Origin of the sequence: Alienimonas californiensis (assembly GCF_007743815.1) — a bacterium.
Classification (GTDB): domain Bacteria; phylum Planctomycetota; class Planctomycetia; order Planctomycetales; family Planctomycetaceae; genus Alienimonas; species Alienimonas californiensis.
In genome coordinates, this window is the sequence record NZ_CP036265.1 from 3078122 (window position 1) to 3095656 (window position 17535).

Consider the following 17535-nt stretch of genomic DNA (forward strand, 5'->3'; position numbering starts at 1 on the left):
GACGCCGGGCCGCTCCTCACACCCGGGCAGGCGCCGCGGGCGGCGGGCGGCCCGTCGGGGCGACGTGACACGAACTCGCCGGGGCGGCCCTCGAACCGGGGGGGCGGGGGCCTCCCCCGGGGGACCGTGGGGAGATCGGAGCCTGACGACGGCGGGTGCCGGGGGAACAATTTGGCATGCTCGCCGACCTCCGCCGGTCTCCCGACCGCTCGCTGTCCTGCCCTTTTTCTCGGGGGGGCGTCCTACCGCCGGACCCGCCCGGGTTCTTCTGCGCCCCCGACGGCGCCGGCGGGGTCGTCGTACCGCGGGAGCGAGAGGATCGTCGAGCGGAGGCGGAGCGGGCGCACGACTGGTTGCTGGAGCGGGTCGAACCGGATCGGCACCCCTGCCTCGCCGCCCGCAGCGCCTTCAACACGGACAGCTACCGCTTCGGCCTCTATCCCGCGTTGGCGAGCGCCGACGCGACCGCGGGGCTCGCGGCGGACCTTGAACGCTTCGCCCAAGGCGTGGGCGAGGAGGACGGAACCGCGGCGGCGGACGCCTCCGACTTCGCCACCTTCGTTGCGATCTTCGACGCCCCGCTGCCCACCGTCGCCGACGAAGCGGCGGAGCAGACCTTCGAGCGGCGCCTGTGGGCCCAACTTCAGGCCCTGCACGACGCCGACGCCCACGGCTGGGACCCGGCGACCTCGCCCGATCCGACGGATAAGGACTTTTCCTTCAGCTTCGCCGGACGGAGTTTTTACATCATCGGCATGCACCCCGACGCCAGCCGGCCGGCCCGGCGCTTCCCCCGGCCGGCGCTGGTCTTCAACCTGCACGCCCAGTTCGAGCGGCTCCGCGAAAACGGCTCCTACAACAAGATGCGGGATCTGATCCGCGAACGCGACACGGAGCAGACCGGCGGGATGAATCCGATGCTCGCCGACTTCGGCAAACGCAGCGAGGCTGTCCAATACAGCGGCCGGGCCGTGGACGGCCCGTGGCAGTGTCCCTTTCATCCCGCACACGCTGACGGCGAGACCGCCCAATGACGACGACCGCCCCGACGCTCGACCTGCCCCCCGCCGCCGATCCGGCCGACCCCCGACCCGTCGGCCGGCGCCGCATCCCGGCGAAGTGCGGCACGGCCTTCCGTTTGAACGCCGGGGAGCGGCTACGGGTGATCGACCCGGGCGGGCAGCAGGTTTCTGATTTGATGTGCTATGCCGCGGACGACGTGCGGGAATATCTCTCCGGCGGCCGGACCTTTGATTATGAGGAGACAATCCTGCTGACGGCCGGCAACACGCTGTGGAGCAATCGCAGTCGGAAGTTTTTGAAGATCGCCAAGGATACCTGCGGCCGACACGATTTCCTGCTGACCCCCTGCAGCCCGGAGATGTATCGGATCCTCTACGGCTTGGAGGACCACCCCAGTTGTTTCGTCAATTTGCGGGACAATCTGGCGTCCTACGGGGTGAAGCCGGACATGATTCCGACGACGTTTAACTGCTTCATGCACGTCTCGTTTCAGCCGGACGGCAAGATCAGCGTGGACCCGCCGCTGTCGAAGCCGGGGGACGTGATCGAGTTCGAGGCGCTGGTCGATCTGGTCGTCGGGCTGACGGCCTGCCCCAGCGAGACGACGAACGCCGGCAGCGTGGGGCCGATCGATTTTGAGATTGTGACGGCCTCGCGGCGAAACGCGTGAAGCGGACGGAATTCGGCGGCGTAATGCCCCCTGCGTCGGGGCGAGCGGACCGGTAATCTCACCGGGCCGTTCCCCAGGCGTCGCCGTTCCTGCACCCCGTCCACACGCCCCGCGAATCGATGTCCCGCTCCGCCGCCCCGCCCCGTCGGCACGCCGTTCGCCCGCCGTGGTTCCCGCTCGCCGCGACCGTCGCGGCGCTGCTCTGCGTCATGCCGTCAGTTTCGTCCGCCGGTCCCCCGTCGGTCATCATTGAAGAGCCCGGCGGGGCGTCGACCGCGCCGCCGGTGATCGTCGATACGGCCCCGTCGACCGCCGTTCCGGCGACGCCCCAGCGGGCGGACGGCTCGCGGACAATGGCCCCCAGCGAGGTCTACCGGCACGTCCTCAAGAGCGTCGTGCTGATTATCAACGAGAAGACCGACTCCGAGGGCAACCGCAGCGTCGGCTTCGGCACGGGCTGGGTGATGGACGTCAGCCGCGGGCTGATTGTCACCAACCAGCACGTGGTCGGCAGTTCCAACGAGGTCCGGCTGATCTTCCCCCTGATGCAGGGCGATCGGCTGCTGACCGCGCTGGAGGTCTACGGCCTGAGCGCCGACGGCCTCACTTTCGACGACGACACCCCCCGCGGTGAGGTGCTGCACTCCGAGAACGACCGCGACCTCGCCCTCATCCGGGCTCTGCCGCGGCCTGACGGCCGGCGACTGCCGGACGGCGCCCAGGCCCTCACGCTGGCCGACCGGCAGGTCTGGCCCGGCGAGCGCGTCCACACCATCGCCGGCTGGCCCCGGGGCAGCGAGAGCCTGTGGATCTACGGCACCGGCACCGTGCGGCAGGTCTCCCAGCGGACGCTCGCCAGCGGGGCGAAGACGACCGTGATGGAGTCCGACGCCCTCATCAATCAGGGCAACAGCGGCGGGGCGGTCGTGGACGACTCCGGCGAGGTCGTCGCGGTGGTCGAGGGCTTTTCGACCGACGCCCGCGGCCTGAGTCTGTTCGTCGGGCTGGACGCCGTGCGGTCCTACCTCGACGGCGCCCTGCCGCTGATCGACCCGCAAAGCGCCGAGGATCGCGTCGCCTTGGCGAAGAGCCACATGGAGGCCGGCCGCTACGACCGCGGCATCCTCACGATGAACGAAGCCATCGCGCTGGAGCCGACGAACGCCGGCTACATCGCCGTGCGGGGCCTGATGTTCGCCTTCAACAGCGACTTCGACACCGCCAAGCTCGACTTGGACGAAGCCAACCGGCTGGCCCCGAACGATCCGCTGGTGCAGGGGAACCTCGGCCAGTTCTACCTGCTGTTCGGCGACTTGGATCAGGCTGTCGAATCCCTCACCCGGGCGATCCGCAACGACCCGACGAACGCGGAGTACTACGGCTTCCGCGGCCTGGCTCGCAAGCAGGCGGAGGCCTACGACAAAGCTGTCAGCGACCTGTCCCGGGCGATCCACTTCGCCCCGAACGACGTCAACCTGCTGATGCGTCGCGGCGAGGCCCACCGACTCAACGGCGACTACGACGCCGCCATCGCCGACCACCGGGCCGCCGTCGAAAAACTGCCCGCCAGCCCCGAACCGCTGGACGCCCTCGGGCAGGACCTGTACGCCGCGGGACGGCACCGCGAGGCCGCCGAGACGTTCATCCAAGCGGTGGTGAAGGAGCCGACCGAGGGGATGTATCACTTCCGCCTCGGCGACGCCCTGCAGGAAACCGGCGACTGGGCCCGCGGGCTGAAGCCGTTGGAGAAGGCGATCGAACTGATGCCCAATCACGCCCCCAGCCGGTACTACGCCGGCCTGTCGCACCACAACCTCGGCGACGACCGGGCCGCGGTGCAGCGCTACCGCGAGGCCCTGCAACTGGACGATAGCGACCCGTATCTCCGCTATAACCTCGGCATCTCGTTGCGGGCGCTGGGTCAGGAGGACGAGGCCCGGGAGCAGTTCGCTCTCGCCGGGCAGGCCAACGCCGACCTCGCCGACCCCAACGGCGAAGCCGCCCTCGCCGGAAACGACGGCGGGAACATGGCGGCCGGTGACGGGGCCGCCGCCGGGGCCAACTTCCGCCGGATCGGCAACGTGAAGGAGCTCGCCGGCACATGGAAGGCGGACTTCACCTACAACGGCGAGATTCGCGTGCAGGACACGACCACCATTCAAGCCTCCGGGGCGATGACTTCCGACCGCACCGTCTCCTCCACCGATCCGTCCAACAGCTATGTCGAACGGACCAACGAGAGCGGCCGGATCCTCGTCGACGGCGATCAGGTGCTGATCGGCGAGCAGGGCAAGCCCTTCACCCGGCACAATTACAAGTACAGCGGCGATGAGTTCCACATTGAATACAAGGAACTCGGCGGCACCGTGATCTGGTATCGCCAGTAGTCGCCGCCGCTCGGCGTCGACAATCCGCCGCGTCCCGGACGTTCCCCGCGTCCGGGACGCTCCGTTGCGCGGACCGTCGGGGCCTCGGGGGCGATAGAATGATCTCATGCCCGACTGGCTCGCCTCCCCGACCCTCCCGTCCCTCTCGCTGCCCGGCGGGTGGTGGACTCTCGTGGGGCTGGGGGCCGCGATCCTGCTGATCGCCGCGGTCGCCTTCGTCCGCCGGCTGCGGCGGCCGGCGACGACGACGTATGTCGGGGAAGGGCAGCGGGGCGAGTTGCTGGACGCCCGTCGCGGCCCGTTCAACACGACCGGCACGCAGGAGGGCCGGCATCCCTCCCCGCCCGGCCTGCCGCCCGGCGAGGAGGCCCGGCTGCGACGGGTCCGGGCGGTCGCGGACTTCCTCGACAACTCGCTGAAGATTCCCGGCGTCGGCTACCCGATCGGCTGGGACAGCGTGATCGGCCTCGTCCCCGGCGCCGGCGACGCGATCACCGGCACCCTGGCGGTCTGGATCATCGTCCAGGGCCATCAACTGGGCGTGCCGAAGCGGACGCTGGTCCGCATGTGCGGCAACGCCGGCATCGACCTCGCCGGCGGGGCGGTCCCCGGGCTCGGCGACGCCTTCGACGTGATCTTCAAGGCGAACCGCAAGAACCTCCGCCTGATCGAAAAGCACCTCGCCGACCCGCCGGCCGACCGCCGGGCGCTGCGGTAAGGCAGTTACCACGCGATCCGGTTCGCCGCCGCCGCTAGGCGGCGCGGAGCGAAGAGTTGCTCCCTCGCCGCCTAACGGCGACGGCGAACCCGTGAAATTCAGCCCGGATCACGGCGGTCGGCGTCGGCTCGGTTCAGGGCCTGCAAAAAGGCCCGGGCCCCGGCTTCGATGATGTCCGTGGAGACCCCGCGGCCGTGGCGGTCGCGGCCGCCGGCGTACAGGCGAACGTCCACCTGACCCAACGCGTCCTTCCCGCGGGTCACGCTCTTCACGACGAAGTCGTCCAGCCGGCCCTCGATGCCGATGATGCGCTCCAGGGCGTTGAAGCAGGCGTCGATCGGCCCGTCGCCGATGGCGGCGTCGCGGTGGATCTTCGTCTCCCCGCCTTCCTCGGCCGGGGCTTCGATCAGTTCCAACGTGGCGGTCGGCACGCCGGTCGTGCCGCTGGAGGTGTGCAGACTCTTGATGGTCCACCGTTCCCGGTTCGAGCCGCTGCCGGACAGCTTGGCGTCCATCAACGCGGCCAGGTCGGCGTCGAAGACCTCTTTCTTGCGGTCGGCCAGATCGATGAACCGATCGAACACCTCCGCAAAAGTCGCGTCGTCCGGCGTGTAGCCCAGCTCCGTCAGCCGGGCCTTCACCGCCGCCCGGCCGCTGTGCTTGCCCAGGACGAGGTCGGTGCCGACGAAACCGACGTCCTCCGGCCGCATGATTTCGTAGGTCGCTGGGTTCTTCAGCATGCCGTCCTGATGAATGCCGCTGGCGTGGGCGAAGGCGTTGCGGCCGACGACGGCCTTGTTCCGCGGCACGCCCTGACCCGTCACCCCCCCGACCAGCCGGGAGACCGGCGAGAGCTTGCGGGTGTTGATGCCGGTCGTCAGCCCGTAGTGGTCGCTGCGGGTGCGCAGGGCCATCACGATCTCCTCCAGAGCCGCGTTCCCGGCCCGCTCGCCGATGCCGTTGATCGTGCATTCCACCTGCCGGGCGCCGGCCTCCAGGCCGGCCAGGGTGTTGGCGACGGCCATGCCCAGGTCGTCGTGGCAGTGGGTGGAGATGACGGCCCGGTCGATATTCGGAACGCTCTCCTTCAGCATCTTGATCACGTCGAAGTACTGCTGCGGCGTGGCATAGCCGACGGTGTCGGGGATATTGACGGTCGTCGCCCCGGCGTCGATCGCCTTCTCCACGACCTCGCAGAGGAAGTCGCGTTCGGTGCGGTAGGCGTCCTCCGGGCTGAACTCCACGTCCTCGACCCGCTCCTTCGCCCGCTGCACGCTGGCGACGGCCCGTTCGACGATCTGTTCCGTGCTCATCCGCAGCTTGTGCTCGCGGTGGATGGCGCTGGTGGCCAGGAACACGTGCACCCGGCCGCGTTCGCCCCGGGTGACGGCGTCCGCGGCGGCGTCGATGTCCCCGTCTCGACAGCGGGCCAGCCCGCAGATCGTGGCCCGGTCGCCGAAGCGTTCGGCGATCTTGCTGACGGCGTCGAAGTCCCCCGGGCTCGCGACCGGAAAGCCGGCCTCGATCACGTCCACGCCGAGGTCGCACAGGGCCTCGGCGACGCGCAGCTTCTCGTCGGTGTTCATGCTGCACCCGGGAGATTGCTCCCCGTCGCGCAGCGTGGTGTCGAAAATGGTAACGCGGTCGTCGGACATGAGTTCAGGCAGGCGTGCGGGGGGCGTCAGCCCCCTGAGCGATGGAAAGGTGAGGGTCCGACCCCGGGGCGAGTCCACGAAAAAACCCCGGGGCGAGCGGCCCCGGGGTTTGGAGTGTGACGGCGCTGGCCGAACTTCACACGCGTCCCGGACCCGCCGCGGGGGCGAGTAGCAGGAGGGCGAGCGGAAGGCGGGCGACGGTCACGGGGGGAGTGTGGACCCGGGGGGGCGTTCCGTCAAGGTCTTTCCTCCTTCCGAACGCAGAGGCTCTGCGGGGCCTCTGCGTTATAGGAACGCTCAAACCTTCGCCACGTCCACGCGCCGCCCGGTCTCCGCGGCCTTGTAGATCGCCTCGATCGCCAGCAGGTCCCGCAGGCCCTCCTCGCCGGGGCATTTGAAGGGCTTGTTATCCTTCACGCTTTGGCTGAAGGCGTCGATCTCGATCGCGAATTGATCGGGCGTGTCGAGGTTCATCGGCTCGCCCTTCACAAAGCCCTCCAGGCCGGTGTAGCTGTAGGCCGGCTTGAGGAGCACGGAGCCGTCGGGGCCGAAGGCTTCGCCCTGATTAAATCCGCTGAAGTTGTAGGTGGTCGCGCAGCTCGCCGTCACCTGGGCCCGCAGGGGTTCCGGCAGGTCGTCGCCGAGGACGGAGGGGAACGTCATCGTCCAGCCGAGCGTTTCCTCCACCTGGCGGAACTTCACCGGGTCCGTCAGCGTCGTCTGGGCCGTGACGGAATCCGGCTCCCGGCCTGTCATATAGCGGCAGAATTGGAGGGCGTAGATGCCCACGTCCATCAGCGGCCCGCCGCCGGCGAGTTTTCGATTGAGCCGCCAGTGCAGCTTTTGGTCGGGATCGGCGTCGGCCGGCATTTTAAATCCGAACCCGGCGCCGAGCCCCCGCAACTCGCCGACGCCGCCGGAACGCACGACCTCCATCGCCCTCAGGTGGTGCGGTTCGAACTGGCAACGGTAGCCGATGCCCAGCTTCACCTTGCCCTTCTCGCAGGCGGCGATCATCTGCCGGCACTCCTCGGCGGTGTTCGCCATCGGCTTTTCGCAGAAGACGTGCTTGCCGGTCTCGGCTCCGCGGATCGTATATTCTGCGTGCAGGCCGTTCGGCAGGACGATATAGATCACGTCCACCGCGTCGTCGTCCGACAGGCGGTCGAATTGCTCGTAGCTGTAGACGTGCTCGCCGAGGTCGTATTTCTTTCGCCACTCCTCCCGCTTGGACGGCGTGCCGGAGACGACCGCGGCGAGCTTCGCGTGCTCCGTCTTCTGCAACGCCGGGGCCAGTTGCCCCGTGCTCAGCCGCCCCAGCCCAACGAGGGCGTAGCCGAGTTTTTTCTTCCCCTCAGCACCGGCGGCGAACAGCCGCGGGGAGAGCGACGCGGCGGCGGAAAGCGCCGCGGAGGTTGCGAGAAACTGACGGCGGGTGGACATCGGGCGGCTCCGGGCGGACGGGACGCTCGCACCGTACCGGGCGCCGCATCTCGCCCCACGGGGGCGTTTCCGAACCCTCCTCCCGGGAACGCTCGCCCGTGGTTCTTCAGCCGAAGCCGAGGACCGGGCAGCAGATCACCGACGAGAGCGCCCCGGCGACGTGCGGCCCGACAAACGACGTGCGATCCTCCGACCACTCCGCGTGCCGGCAGCGTCGCACCCGCCGGGCGACCGCGGCGCCGACAAGTCCCAGCGGGATGCCGAGGCCGAATCCGACGAGCGTCAGCACGGCGACGACGGTGATCCTGTCCTCGGGATCGAGCCCGCCCGGCCCACCCGCCAGGAGGAACTGCCCGGCGATCATCCCGGACGGCAGCGTGACCACGCCCAGCGGCCCGCCGAGACACGCGGTGAGGGCGCCGGGTTTGAGTTCTCGCTCCGGCGTCGGCTCCGGCGTCGGCTCCGGCATCCGCTCACCCGCCGATCTTCACCGGCTCGCCGCTGGCGGCGCTGTCGTAGAGGGCGTCGAGGAGGTACTGCACCGTCAGGCCCTCGCGGCCGTCGGCGGGGTGGGGTTTGTCCTCGCGGATCGCTTCGATGAACTCCCACATCGACGGGTGCGGGACCGGGGCCGGTTCGTGCAACTGGTCGTCCCAGAGGGCGCCGGCCCGTTCGCAGGTCAGTTCCGCTCGAAAATCGTAGCCCTCGCCGACGTTCTCGTGCACCAGCCCGCCCCGGGTGCCGAACAGGCGGGTCTCCATGCGCTCGTTCTGCCGCTGATTGGCGGCCCAGCTGGCTTCAATGCTCAACATTTGGCCGGTTTTGAAGCGGATCGTGCCGGCGGCGAAATCCTCCACGTCGAATTTATTGCCGGTATCGGCGACGGCGTCGCCGGTGATGCCGTTCCAGGCCTGACCCAGCACCCACTCCGGCTCCGGGTAGCCCATCAGCCAGAGGGCCAGATCGAGGCGGTGCACGCCGAGGTCGATCAGCGGGCCGCCGCCGGCCAGCTTCTTCTGGCCGAACCAGCCGCCCCAGCCGGGCACGCCGCGGCGGCGGGTCCAGACCGTGCGGCCGTAGTAAATGTCGCCCAGATCGCCGGCGTCGACGCGGGCCTTCAGCGCCGCCGCCTGGGCGGTGAAACGGAACGAAAAGTTGATGCCCAGCCGTTTGCCGGCGGCCTCGGCGGCGGCCAGCATCGCCTCGCCGTCCTCGGCGGTGGTGGCGATCGGCTTTTCGCACAGCACGTGGCAGCCGTGGGCGAAGGCCTCCTCGGCCAGCGGGCGGTGCAGGCTGTTGGGGGTGCAGATGGAGACGACGTCCAGCTTCGCCTCCGCGTACATCGCCTGGGTATCGCGGTACTTGCCGGCGATCCGGAACTCGTCCGACAGGTTCGACAGGCGGTTCTCGTCCAGATCGCACAGGGCGACGACCTCGCAGCCCGGGTGGGTGCGGTAGCCTTCGATGTGCTTACGGCCGATGCCGAGACCGATGATGCCGACGCGGAGGGGGTTCAAGGTGCCAGGTCGAAGTTTGAAGGGAGGAAAGGCGAGCGGGGGGCGTCCGCCCCCTGAGTCTGCGGGAGGAGGCGTCAGCCCTCGGTGCGGTATTTCTCGGGCTGCTCGTAGCCGGGGATCGCGATGCGGGGGGCGTCGTTCTTCGACTTGGGCACGGCGGCGGCGGCCCGGGGGGCGGTCCAGCGGACGGCGTTGCCGATCACCCGCAGGATCTGCGGGTTGCGGTACATCGGATAAGTTTCGTGGCCGGGACGGAAGTAGACGATCCGGCCGTTGCCGCGGGTCCAGGTCGCTCCGCTGCGGAAGACGTTGCCGCCGGCGAACCAGCTGACGAACAGCAGCGATTCCGGCTCCGGGATGTCGAAGCGTTCGCCGTACATCTCCGCGGCCGGCAGATCGATGCAGTCGCCGACGCCCGCCGTGACGGGATGGTGCGGGGCGAGGTTCCAGAGCAGTTCCCGCTCTCCCGCTTCCCGCCAGAGCAGCGAACAGGTGGTGCCCATCAGTCGCTGAAAGATCTTCGCCTCGTGCCCGCTGTGCAGCACGACCAGGCCCATCCCGGCCAGCACGCGCTCCTGCACGCGGGTGACGATCTCGTCCTTCACCTCCTTGTGGGCCATGTGGCCCCACCAGGTGAGGACGTCCGTCTCGTCGAGGACCGCTTCGGTCAGGCCGTGCTCGGGTTCGTCGAGAGTCGCGGTGCGGATTTTCAGGTCCGGCGCGGCGAGGCCGCGGGCCAGTTCGGCGTGGATGCCGTCGGGGTAAACGGCCTTTACGTCGTCCCGTTCGCGCTCGTGGCGAAACTCGTTCCAGACGGTCACCCGCAGCGGGTCGGACATCACAGGCTCGGCGGGCGAGGGGGCGTCAGCCCCCCGTGAACACGGCGGGCGGTCGGCCGGAGTGTGCCGAGGCTCCGGCGAAAGCGAAAGGGCGGGGCGGATCAAAACCCTCGCATGAAAACCCGTACGAAAAGAGCCGCGGCGGGCCGTTCCCCGAGGGATCGGCCCGCCGCGGCGGGGACGTTCAAGTTGTGGCCGACCTCAGGTCCGAAGAACCCTGTCGCAGCGAAAGGGAGCGGTGAGCTCCGCGACGTCGACGCTTCTGGTTGTCGCCTTAAGGTTCGGTTCGATTCTTGGACGAATCAGCGGGGCGACTCGTCGCTCCGCACGCCTCTTAGACTCGACTCAACCCAGTCGTCCGGAGGGACGGACCAGATTCAGTTGCAGCCGCAGGGGGCCGCACAGGTCGGGGCGACGTAGCCGGCGCCGTTGCCGCAGGCGTCGCCGCAGCCTTCGCCGCAGGGAGCGGCACAGCTGGGGGCAACGTAGTCGCCGCAGCTGGAGGCACAGGGGGCCGCACAGGTCGGCACGGCGCCGCAGACGTCGCCGCAGCCGTTGCCGCAGACGTCGCCGCACGGGGCGGCGCAGGTCGGGGCGCAGTAGGTCGGCTGGCAGCAGCAGTCATCCTTCTTGAAGCAATCGAAGAGGCCGAAGCCCTTCTTCGCGCCGCCGAAGAGCCGTTCGCACAGGCTCGGCTTCTCGCAGCAGTAGTTGTACGACGGGGCGTAGCTGGTGCAGCCGGTGTCGCAGGTGGAGTAGGCCGGGGCGGCACAGGTCGGCGCACAGGGAGCGGCGCAGCTGGCGTCGCCGTGACCGAACAGGCCGGCGTTCGCGACGCTGCCGGAGCAACAGAGGGCGGCGACGGCGACGAGGGAGAACATCTTCATGGGGAACAATCCTCTAGGGACGTCTTGAGACCGGGAGGGGAAAACGGCTCGCCGTCCCGTCCCGCCGTCTCGTCGGGCGACGCAATCGTGCGTCGCTCGGCGGTGGGTCGCCCTGGGGGGCGGCCCGCGTGGCGGGTCGTTCGTTCGTCAGTCCCTTGGGGCCGGCGAGCGGTGGTTGGCGAACCGGAGCAGGTTCACCCCTCACTTCGACCTGATCGCCCCGAAGACTGTGACCCCTGTCGCCGGTTCCGCCCAGATCCGCGGGCGACCGGTGCGTCCTCCGGTTGGTGTCGGTCGTACCGGGCGTGCGCTTCGAACCGCCTGCGAAATCGGGCGCTTCCCCTCATCCCGCCGCGCACGCCCGCCGGAGGCGCGCCCCGTGAGCAGATCGATCCCGTCCCGGCGCCGACGTGCTCGCCACGCCGCTCTCACCCGAGGGATAGGAGGAGACCGCGTTACCGCAGCGCCAGCCGGCAGCACTGCTCGTACAGCAGCCCGGCGGAGACGCCCGCCGCCGCCGCGCTGCGGGGGACGAGGCTGGCCGCGGAGAACCCCGGAACCGCGTTCAACTCCAGCAGCCAGGGCGACCCGTCCGGAGCGACCCGCAGGTCGACCCGGCAGAGGCCCTCGGCGTACACCGCCTCCGCGGCCTTCACCGCCAGCTTCGCCGCGGCGGCGGCGACCGCCCGGTCGCCGGTCACGGCGACGCCGGCTTCCGGGCCGACGGGAAGCGCCTCGATCCGGGTGCCGCCGTCCTCGTACTTCGCCGCGTAGGTGAACAGCGCGTCCGCCCCGCCCGGCGGGGTGATCCGCAGCGGGGGCAGGGCGACGCCCTCCAGCACCGGCACGCTCCATTCCTCCCCGGGGATGTACTGCTCCGCGACGGCGAGTTCGTCATGGGCGTGAGCCGCGGCGACGGCCTCCCGCAGTTCGTCGAGTGAATCGATCCGCGTCACCCCCACGCTCGAACCGCCGGCGTCCGGCTTGATCACGAACGGCAGCGGCCAGTTTCCGCAGTCCTCCGGCGGCTCGTCGTCGTCCTCGTCCCAGCCGCCGCGGTACAGCTCCGCCCAGGGGGCCGTCCGCAAACCGAGTTCCGCCCAGCGGGCCTTCGCCAGCCGCTTCCGCCAAGACAGCACGCTGCTCCAGATCCCGCTGCCGGTGTACGGCAGCCCGAGCCGTTCCAGCACCGTCTGTACGCGACCGTCCTCCCCGAACGCCCCGTGCAGCGCGACGAAGGCGACGTCGAACGCCCCGCCCGCTTTTTCCCCCGTGGCGAAGGGGCCGTGGACCGGGTCGAGCGTCATCAGGGCGTCGACGCAGTCCTCATGCGATTGCGGCAGTTCCAGCCGTACGGCGTCGTGCCCGCGGTCCTTCAACGCCGCCTGTACCGCGGCACCGCTGGCGAGGCTGATTTCCCGCTCCGGCCCCATCCCGCCGCAAAGGACCGCGATCCGCAGCGGGTCGTCCGTCACGCCGCCGGGCCGCAGTTCCTCCGGGGTCAGGCCGAGGGCCGCGGCGTACCGGGCGACGATCGCCGTCTGCACGTCCACGGTCGGGGCGTCCACGGTCGGGGCGTCGGCGGAGTCCGCGGTCGGAGCGTCGGTGAGGTCCGGGGCGCTCACCAGATTCGAAGTTCGGTTTCGAGCTCCACCCCAGTGCGTTGCAGCACGGTGTCCCGGCAGAGGTCGATCAGCCGCAGCACGTCGGCGCTGCGGGCGCCCTCGCCGGTCACGATGAAGTTGCCGTGCCGGTCGGAGACCTCCGCCCCGCCGACGCGGGTGCCCTTCAGCCCGGCCCGCTCGATCAGATCGCCGGCGCTCTGGCCGCGGGGGTTCATGAACACGCAGCCGGCCGACTGGTGCGAGAGCGGCTGACTGCTCTTCTTGAGGATCCAGGTTTTGCGGGCCCGGTCGGCCAGCGCGTCCGGGTCCGCCGGCCGCAGCGTGAACGTGGCCCGCAGCAGGCAGAGTTCGTCCAGGCTGCTGCGGCGATACCCGAAGGAGAGTTCGTCCCGGGTGCGGGTGAAGATCTCGCCGGAGCGGGTCATCACCTCGACGGATTCGCAGACCGAACCGACGTCCGCGTGCCGGCCGCCGCTGTTGCCGTGCAGGGCGCCGCCGACGGTGCCGGGGATGCCGACCAGCGTTTCCAGGCCGGCGAGCCCGGCCTTCACCGTCTCCGCGACGAGGTGCGACAGCGGGGCGCCGCAGTCGACGGTGACCGTGCCGGACTCGGCATCGATCGTCAGGTCGCTCCAGTGCTCCTTCGGCAGCCGGATGACGAGGCCGCTGACGCCCTCGTCCCGCACCAGCAGGTTCGACCCGCCGCCCAGCAGCCGGCAGTTCGTGCCGGTCTCGGCACAGCGGGCGACGAGGGCCTGAAGCTGCTCGCGGCTGGTCGGTTCGGCGAAGTGCTGAGCCGGCCCGCCGACCCGCAGCCAGGTTTTCGGGGCGAGCGGTTCGTCGGTGACGACGACGGCCCCGGCGAGGTCCACGTCGGCGAACGGCTCCGCCGGCGGCTCCGCGGACGATTGGACGGCACCGTCTTCGGCGTCAGGCTGATCGGGGGCGGGAACGTCCGGGGGATTCATGCGGCGCAGAGCGGTCAGGTTCCCGGGGCGGTCAGGTGCCCGGGGAGGGGCGGGCGCCGGGGACGCCGGGAAAAAGGAGGTCGCGGGCGCGATCGATGTCGCCGGCCCCGGCGAGCACGAGGGCGTCTCCCGGCCGGGTCGAATCGTCCGCCCAGCGGGGGAGAGCGTCAAGGTCGGGCAGAAACGTCGCCCCCGCCGCTTCCGCCAACCGGCGCGAGAGAGCGGCGCACTGCTCGCCGCTCGCGGTTTCGCGGGCGGGGAAGACCGGCAGGACCGCGGCGGCGGCGTAGCCGCTCAACGCCCCGGCGAACTTCATGAACAGTCCCTCGGTGCGGGCGAGCTGGTGCGGCTGAAACAGGACCGCCGCCCGGCCGGACGTGCCGGCCCGCTGCGCCTTGGCCCGCGTCTCCCGCAGGGCGGTGGGGTGATGGGCGTAGTCGTCGATCACGGTCCGTCCGTGCCAGTCGCCCAGCGTTTCGAACCGACGACGAAGGGCCGGCGCGGAGCGCAGGGCGGCGGTGAAGCGGTCAACGAGGTCCCCGTTAGTCGCCGCGGAGACGTCGCCCCGCAGAAAATCCCGTGTGCTCACCAAGTGGTGCCGCCACAGCCCGTCCGTCCGGCGGAGGAAGTAGTCCGCCGCGGCGATTGCGAACCCGACGTTGTCCGGATGAGAGTGCTGGGGGACCGGAAAGCGGAGCGGCTCGCCCTGCTCCGGAAGAAACAGACGCATGGTCACTGCAGAGCCGTCGGGCGCCGGTTCGTACCCGCCAGCCTCGCCGTAGTCGCCGTACGCTTCCCCGCGAACGAGCGTTTCGCCGCACGACTTCGCCGCCCGGCGGGCGCCGGGGGAGTCGTTTGAATACAGCAGAAAACGGGGGGCCTCCCCAAACGCGAAACAGTCCTCCTGCCAAAACTGCACGGCACGGCTGTGGATCTCCCGACAGAACTCCTCGAACGCCGCTTCCAGTTCCGCCGCGTCCCGGTAACTGTCCGGGTGGTCGAACTCCACCCCGGTCATCACCGCGTGCGTCGGCGAGAGCCTTAGAAAATGGCGATTCCATTCGCAGGCCTCGACGACCAGCAACTCCGGGTCCGGGTCGGCGAAGCTGTAGTTCGGGTCGACCGGCTCCGCCCCCACGAACCCCGCCACCCGGCGGCCGGAGCAGCGAAGGAGGTGCACCAATAGCGCTGCGGTGCTGCTTTTGCCGTGGGTGCCGGCGACGGCGATCGTCTCCCGGCGCTTCGTCAGCTCGGCCAGCAGGTCGATGTGCGTCGCCTGCGGGACGCCCTCCGCCGCGGCTCGCTGTCGGGCGCCGTCCGTCGACGGGACGGCGGGGGAGTAGAGGAGCAGGTCCGGCCGCTCGTCCCAGCTGCGACCGCCGGAATCGTGCGTGACGGCCAGCCCCTTCGCCCGCATGCGGGCCAGCACATCCGGTTTGCCACGGTCGGTGCCGGCGACGGTCCAGCCGAAGCCGTGCAGCAACTCCGCCATCGCCCGCACCCCACTACCCGCGGTGCCGACGCAAAACACGCGGCCGGGAGTGAACGGGTCGAGCATCGCCGCACTCTACCAGCCCGATGCGCCAGCATCGGCCGTGCGGCTGAGTTCTTCTTCCGCAACACGACGCAGGGCCGGAGCTTGCGCTCCGGGCTCACGTCACACCGCCTGCAACACCGCGGCGGCGGCCTGGCCGGTTTTAGTGGCGTTCACGCTGACGGCGGAAGTCCCCTTCAGCGACAGCGGGCCGCCGTGCACCACGTCGATTCCGCACAGCGGGTCCGGCGTTTCAAAGCCGAGCGTCATCGGCAACTGCCGGTGCCGCAGGGCGAGCACGCTGCCGGCCAGTTCGATCGCGCCGCTGCCGGCGTCGGTGTGGCCGAAGTGGCTCTTCAGCGCCGTGACCGGCACGCCGGCGAGGTCGTCGCCCAGTAGGGTGTGATAGGCCCGGCTCTCGATCAGGTCGTCCCACTGCGTGCTCTTGCCGTGGGCGTTGATGTGGCCGATACCGGACGCCTTCTCGATGCCGCCGCGGTGCAGGGCCGACTTCATGGCATTGACGATGCCGGCGCCCTGATCGATCCGCTTGCCGCCGCTGGCGGAGGCGGCGCCGAGCAGTTCGCAGTAGATGTCCGCCCCGCGGCGGACCGCGTGGTCGTAGCGTTCCAGCACGAACACCGCGGCGCCCTCGCCGGCGACGGTGCCGTCACGGCGGGCGTCGAAGGGCCGCAGGGCGTGCTCCGGGTCGTTCGTCTGGGCGGACAGCTCCCCGGCGGACCGCATCTTGGCCAGGTCGAAGGCGTCCGTGTTGCTGGAGGAAGCCCCGGCGATCATCACGTCGGCGGCGCCGCGGGCGATCGTCCGGGCAGCCTCTTCCAGGGCCAGAATCGCGCTGGCGTCCTGGCAGGTCAGGGTGTTGTTCGGGCCGCGGGCGTCCAGGGCGATGGAGACGTGGCAGGCCGGCATGTTCGGGAGTTGGCGCAGCAACCAGAGCGGCGGGACGCTCGGCAGGCCCAGTTCGCCCCAGATGTCCGGATTGAACGTGCCGTCCGCCCGCATGCAGGCTGCGACGCCCTCGACCAAGGCCAAGGGCCCCGGGGCGATCCGGCCGGCGCCGTACACCACGCCGATCCGGTCCGGGTTCACGGCGCCGGCGGACAGCACCGCGTCCTCAGCGGCCAGATCCGCCGCCAGCACGCCCAATTGGACGTCGCGGCTCATCGTTTTGAAGTGCTTGCGACGGCCCGCGAGGTGCGTGTTCGGATCAAAGTCCGTCACCTCGGCGATCAACCTGCCGGAGACGCCGAAGTCCTCTTCGCTTACGCCCACAGGCCGGGCGGCGGCGTGGATGCCGCCCAGGCCGTTGCACAGGCCGTCCCAGAAGGCGACCCGGCCGATGCCGACCGGCGACACGACCCCCACCCCGGTGACGACGATCCGCGGCGTGCCGTCCGCGCGACGGGTCTTGGCGACCAGCCGGGGACGCCGCCCGAGGGGGCGGGGTGAACGCGAATGGGGATGACTGTGGTTGGACATGGTGTCCCGCTCGCCGGAGACGGACCGCGCCCCACGACCGAGCCTCGGCCGCACGCGGAGCCGGGGACGGTGTAGACCGTCGACCGCAGCCGGGTGAAGACGAATTACGGAACGGGGCGCCTGTGACACCCATCGGCCGCGAACCGTAGACGGCATGACCCTTCCCGATCCGACTGACGCCGGCGGGTCGGGCCGGCGCGTCACGACCGTCCGCGTCCGGACCACCGGCCGGGCGGTCGCCGGCGAACCCCGCCAAACGGCGGAATCCATCGACGGCCGGACGAGACCGGTAGCGACGAGCGTCACGATGTGGGCGTCTGAGCAATCTGGAACCCCGGTCGCCCGCGTCCCACGGCGGGCGGAGAGGATCCCAGGCTTGCGCAGCCTGACTAACCCCCATTCGACGTTGCGGGCGGGGGCAGGTCAACCTGTCCGTTGCCACGAAGAATCACCTGCGACAACTTTCCGGCAATCCCCCAGGTCGAAGTCGTCACATCCGCGGCGATCCCGCTGTAGATGCCGGCATTGGAGCGGGTTAGACTGCCGCTCGCCCGGGGCTGTGGCGGAACTGGCAGACGCGCCGGATTTAGGATCCGGTCCTTCACAGGGTGCAGGTTCGAGTCCTGTCAGCCCCAATCTTCTTGCAGTGTAACGGGTTAGGTCGCGGAGCGGTCGGCAGGTGATTGCCGGCCGCGACTCGCGAGGCGAGAATGGTGCCTCATAAGTGCCTCAGGAGGCGCTCATGTGGTACGGCGTGGCGCCGCCCGGC

General features: G+C 70.1%; 14 protein-coding genes and 1 tRNA gene. 5 read left to right on the forward strand and 10 right to left on the reverse strand.

All coding sequences use genetic code 11. From position 1 onward, the window contains the following. Positions 1-176 precede the first annotated feature (176 nt). The 4 genes from gntA (at position 177) to CA12_RS12205 (ending at position 4798) form a co-directional block, all read left to right on the forward strand. Positions 177-1034, forward strand: coding sequence for a guanitoxin biosynthesis heme-dependent pre-guanitoxin N-hydroxylase GntA (gene gntA / locus CA12_RS12190; protein ID WP_145359196.1), 858 nt, complete (start codon positions 177-179; stop codon positions 1032-1034). Further along, the gene (locus tag CA12_RS12195; protein WP_145359197.1) at positions 1031-1693 is read left to right on the forward strand and encodes a DUF1989 domain-containing protein; all 663 of its coding nucleotides are present in this window, start codon (positions 1031-1033) and stop codon (positions 1691-1693) included. Before gntA ends, CA12_RS12195 begins: the two co-directional genes overlap by 4 nt. A 119-nt stretch (positions 1694-1812) precedes the next feature. Continuing rightward, the gene (locus tag CA12_RS12200) at positions 1813-4080 is read left to right on the forward strand and encodes a tetratricopeptide repeat protein (protein WP_145359198.1); all 2268 of its coding nucleotides are present in this window, start codon (positions 1813-1815) and stop codon (positions 4078-4080) included. Positions 4081-4186: 106 nt separating this feature from the next. After that, positions 4187-4798, forward strand: coding sequence for a DUF4112 domain-containing protein (locus CA12_RS12205; RefSeq protein ID WP_145359199.1), 612 nt, complete (start codon positions 4187-4189; stop codon positions 4796-4798). 98 nt (positions 4799-4896) lie between these two features. Here the strand turns inward: CA12_RS12205 and CA12_RS12210 are convergent, their stop codons facing one another. From CA12_RS12210 to CA12_RS12255, 10 genes are all read right to left on the reverse strand, one after another. Further along, positions 4897-6453, reverse strand: coding sequence for a 2-isopropylmalate synthase (locus tag CA12_RS12210; protein ID WP_145359200.1), 1557 nt, complete (start codon positions 6451-6453; stop codon positions 4897-4899). Positions 6454-6750: 297 nt separating this feature from the next. Beyond that, the gene (locus CA12_RS12215; protein WP_145359201.1) at positions 6751-7896 is read right to left on the reverse strand and encodes a Gfo/Idh/MocA family protein; all 1146 of its coding nucleotides are present in this window, start codon (positions 7894-7896) and stop codon (positions 6751-6753) included. Positions 7897-8002: 106 nt separating this feature from the next. Beyond that, positions 8003-8365: a hypothetical protein gene (locus CA12_RS12220; protein ID WP_145359202.1), complete on the reverse strand. Its 363-nt coding sequence runs from the start codon at positions 8363-8365 to the stop codon at positions 8003-8005. A gap of 4 nt (positions 8366-8369) precedes the next feature. Beyond that, the gene (locus tag CA12_RS12225) at positions 8370-9413 is read right to left on the reverse strand and encodes a Gfo/Idh/MocA family protein (protein ID WP_145359203.1); all 1044 of its coding nucleotides are present in this window, start codon (positions 9411-9413) and stop codon (positions 8370-8372) included. A gap of 74 nt (positions 9414-9487) precedes the next feature. Then, positions 9488-10252, reverse strand: coding sequence for a ThuA domain-containing protein (locus CA12_RS12230; RefSeq protein ID WP_165700716.1), 765 nt, complete (start codon positions 10250-10252; stop codon positions 9488-9490). Positions 10253-10629: 377 nt separating this feature from the next. Continuing rightward, complete coding sequence (locus CA12_RS12235; RefSeq protein WP_145359204.1) at positions 10630-11139, reverse strand: hypothetical protein; 510 nt, start codon at positions 11137-11139, stop codon at positions 10630-10632. Positions 11140-11594: 455 nt separating this feature from the next. Then, positions 11595-12764: a D-alanine--D-alanine ligase family protein gene (locus CA12_RS12240; RefSeq protein ID WP_145359205.1), complete on the reverse strand. Its 1170-nt coding sequence runs from the start codon at positions 12762-12764 to the stop codon at positions 11595-11597. Further along, positions 12761-13732 carry a UDP-N-acetylmuramate dehydrogenase gene (murB, locus tag CA12_RS12245; RefSeq protein WP_145359206.1) on the reverse strand — a complete coding sequence of 324 codons (972 nt, stop codon included), beginning with the start codon at positions 13730-13732 and terminating at the stop codon, positions 12761-12763. Before murB ends, CA12_RS12240 begins: the two co-directional genes overlap by 4 nt. Positions 13733-13763: 31 nt before the next feature. Then, on the reverse strand, positions 13764-15290 hold the full coding sequence (locus CA12_RS12250) for a glutamate ligase domain-containing protein (RefSeq protein ID WP_145359207.1): 1527 nt from the start codon (positions 15288-15290) through the stop codon (positions 13764-13766). A gap of 99 nt (positions 15291-15389) precedes the next feature. Further along, on the reverse strand, positions 15390-16766 hold the full coding sequence (locus CA12_RS12255; RefSeq protein ID WP_145359208.1) for a beta-ketoacyl-[acyl-carrier-protein] synthase family protein: 1377 nt from the start codon (positions 16764-16766) through the stop codon (positions 15390-15392). Positions 16767-17319: 553 nt separating this feature from the next. On the opposite strand from CA12_RS12255, the gene CA12_RS12260 reads away from it, so the two are divergent. Further along, positions 17320-17401: transfer RNA gene (locus CA12_RS12260), tRNA-Leu, on the forward strand. The last annotated feature ends 134 nt before the right edge of the window (positions 17402-17535 follow it).